The sequence below is a fragment of the Spiroplasma sp. Moj genome, assembly GCF_016082285.1.
Lineage (GTDB): Bacteria > Bacillota_I > Bacilli_A > Mycoplasmatales > Mycoplasmataceae > Spiroplasma > Spiroplasma phoeniceum.
On the sequence record NZ_MQTY02000021.1, the window covers coordinates 1 to 3,132 of the forward strand.

At 26.6% G+C, this 3,132-nt stretch carries 4 protein-coding genes; all 4 read right to left on the minus strand.

Translation table 4 applies throughout. From position 1 onward, the window contains the following. Positions 1–20: 20 nt before the first annotated feature. Entirely contained in the window at positions 21–1,616 is a 1,596-nt protein-coding gene (locus tag BST80_RS01820; protein WP_415745700.1) for a cation-translocating P-type ATPase, read from the minus strand. Between the two features lie 38 nt (positions 1,617–1,654). Beyond that, positions 1,655–1,858: a hypothetical protein gene (locus BST80_RS01825; RefSeq protein ID WP_415745701.1), complete on the minus strand. Its 204-nt coding sequence runs from the start codon at positions 1,856–1,858 to the stop codon at positions 1,655–1,657. Continuing rightward, entirely contained in the window at positions 1,843–2,205 is a 363-nt protein-coding gene (locus tag BST80_RS01830) for a cation-transporting P-type ATPase (protein ID WP_415745702.1), read from the minus strand. The genes BST80_RS01825 and BST80_RS01830 overlap by 16 nt, the downstream gene beginning before the upstream one ends. Positions 2,206–2,391: 186 nt before the next feature. Continuing rightward, positions 2,392–3,132: acetolactate decarboxylase (gene budA / locus BST80_RS01835; protein WP_415745703.1), on the minus strand; the 741-nt coding region annotated here is incomplete at its 5' end.

Here is a 3,132-nt window from a genome sequence, read left to right on the forward strand (position 1 = left end):
ATTTCTATTTTAAATATATTTTATAGGAATTTTAAAATAACTAGGTTATGCAAGAAGTCTATTAATGTTTCAATGACTAAGTTAAACCATAAAATGTTAACAGAATCAAATGGTTTAATTTTAGTTGTAACTGAAATAATAATAAAAGCTAACACATTTGCTAATTGTGCAATACAAACAAAAGCAATAATCCGTTTAATTTTATGATACACATTCCGTCCTTCTTCAACACCACGAATAATTGTTGAAAAATTATCATCTTGTAAAATAATATTTGCAGCTTCTTTTGAAACATCTGTCCCTGTTATTCCCATTGCAACACCAATATCGGCTTTGCTTAAACTTGGAGCATCATTAACGCCATCACATGTCATTGAAACAACATAGTTCATTGATTGCAAACACTCAACAATCCTTGTTTTATGATCAGGATTAATTCTTGCAAAAACTGATACATCACGTAGTTTTTCTTGTAACTTATGATTATTCATATTATCAATTTGATGGCCAGATAAAACATTCGCTTCTGAAACTGCTAGACGTAATTCTTTAGCAATAGCTAAAGCAGTTGCTTTATGATCTCCAGTAATCATAATTACTCTAATTCCTTCTTCATGTGCCTTTCTAACTGCTTCAACCGCTTCTGGACGTGGTGGGTCAATCATTCCAACAGCACCTAAAAAAATTAAATTAGTCTCAATGTCTTGTTGATCTTTTTTCTTAAAAGCAAAAGCTAAAACCCGTAATGCTTGACTTGATAAATCTAATGCTTCCTCTTGGATTTCTTTCTTCATTTCTTCAGTTAATGGAACAATTTCGTTATTTAAATAAATTCAATTACATTGCAGTAATAATTGGTCAAGAGCACCTTTTGTATAAACAAATTCCTGTTTATTAACATGATTAACAGTTGACATTAATTTTCGATCAGAATCAAAGGGAACTTCTAAAACACGAAGATATTTTTCACGATATTCTACTTCACTAATTGTAAATCTTCTTGTAAAATCAATTAAAGCAATTTCAGTTGGATCACCAATTTGTTCATTTTTTTGGTTAATAGCATCATTACATAAAGTTAGACAATTAATAAAATGAAAAGTTGCCTTATTATTTTGGTTATAATTAAAATCATTTTCTTTAAGAATCTCATTATTGAAAATAATCTCTTTAACTGTCATTTTATTTTGAGTTAAAGTCCCTGTTTTATCTGAACAAATAACATTAACTGAACCTAATGTTTCAACCGCATCTAATTTTTTAACAATAACATTAACTTTTGTCATTCGTTTTACTAATAATGATAAAATAACTGACACAATAACAATTAAGGATTCTGGGATAACAGCAATTGCAATTGTAACTGCTGTCATTAAATTAATTGGTCAACTATTTTCATCAGTTAATAAAAAGAAAACAAAAACAAAGATTGCTAATAAAACCGCAAAAATACTAACAACTTTTGTTAATTTTGTTAAGCGTAACTGTAATGGTGTCTTTTCTTGTTTTGTTTTAACAACCACAGCAGCAATTTTTCCAATCTCACTATCAACAGCATTTGCAACAACAATCCCAATTGCTCAACCATTTGTAATAAAAGTTGACATAAAAGCCATATTAGTCTGTTCTGCTAACACTAATTTTTCTTTTAAAATTATTTCACCATTTTTTCAACAGGAACTGATTCACCAGTTAATGCAACTTCGTCAATTAATAAATTATTTGCTTCTAAAATGCGAATATCAGCTGGAATATATTTCCCTGCTTCTAAAATAACAATATCACCTACAACTAATTCATCAACCGGAATTTCAAAAATTGCACCATCTCGTTTAACAATCGTTACTGGAATTGTCATTTTTTTAAAGAATCAAGGGATTTTCTTGCTCTAATTTGTTCAATTGTTTGAATGAAGGCATTTAATAAAACGATACATAAAATCACAATAAAATCTATCACATAAATTCGATTATTAACAACTTTTTCAATAATAACCGAAGTAACTCCTGCAATAATTAAAATAAAAAATAATGGATTTAATAATGAAACTAAAAAAATTAAAATTCAATGTTTGTTTTTAGGTTTTGGTAATTCATTTTTTCCATTTTTAACTAATCTTTCTTTGGTTTGTTTTGAAAATAATCCAACATTTAAATTGCTTTTAAATTCCTGTTCTAATTCTTTATCTGATTTACTAAATCACATTTTTTTATAATACCCTGGCTTTCTAAAATTTATTATTTATTATTTAAAAATTTAATTTCATAGTTTTTACTTTACATATTAATTTTATAATATAAATCCTTAAATTATAAATTTATTTTAAAAATATAAATTTAAATAAAAAAATCTTAAAGTTCTTAATTAAGAACTTTAAGATTTAAGATAATTTTATTTTTTTGCATTTTCTGCTAATTCAATTTCCTTTTGTAATTCAAAAGCCATTAAATTTGTTTCTAAATATTTTTTATTTGTGGGTAATTCTAAGTTAATTTTTGAAAAATAGCATATTTCAATAGTACCTGAATCTAATTGAAAATCAAAAATATGACCTCCAGTATTTTTTTCAGTATTAATAAAATGGCAATGGAAACCATTAACTCCCAATGTATTGGCAAAAGATGGAGTTCAAAAACCAACAATATCACCATTAATATTTTTAGCATTAAGAATTCCTTGTTGTTCTGATGCTTTTAATAAAGTTGGATATGGTTTTTCTTGCCATGAAACAGTTCTTGTTTTTATTTCCGAAAATAAACCATTAATTTTAATCCCATAAAATAAATTTAAACTTGGTAAATTATCTACAATAACTTGTTGAATTTCTTCATAACTAGTTAGTTGTGAAATATTAATTTTTTGATGTTCTTCAAAAAATGCCATAACAGCAAATGGACTTGTCATACTTGCCGTAACTTCATTAACTGTTCCATCTGATTTTAATTGATACCCCACACCATCTAGCACAATTAATTCACCATCTAAATGGTCAAAAGTTCCTAATCCAAAATTACCTTGCTTTAATAACGTCCCAAGCTTAATCATACCATCAAAATTACCAGCAGCTAAACTTGTTATTGTTGAAAATTGATAAACATTACTAAATTTTTGAATCATAACTAATAAAACTCC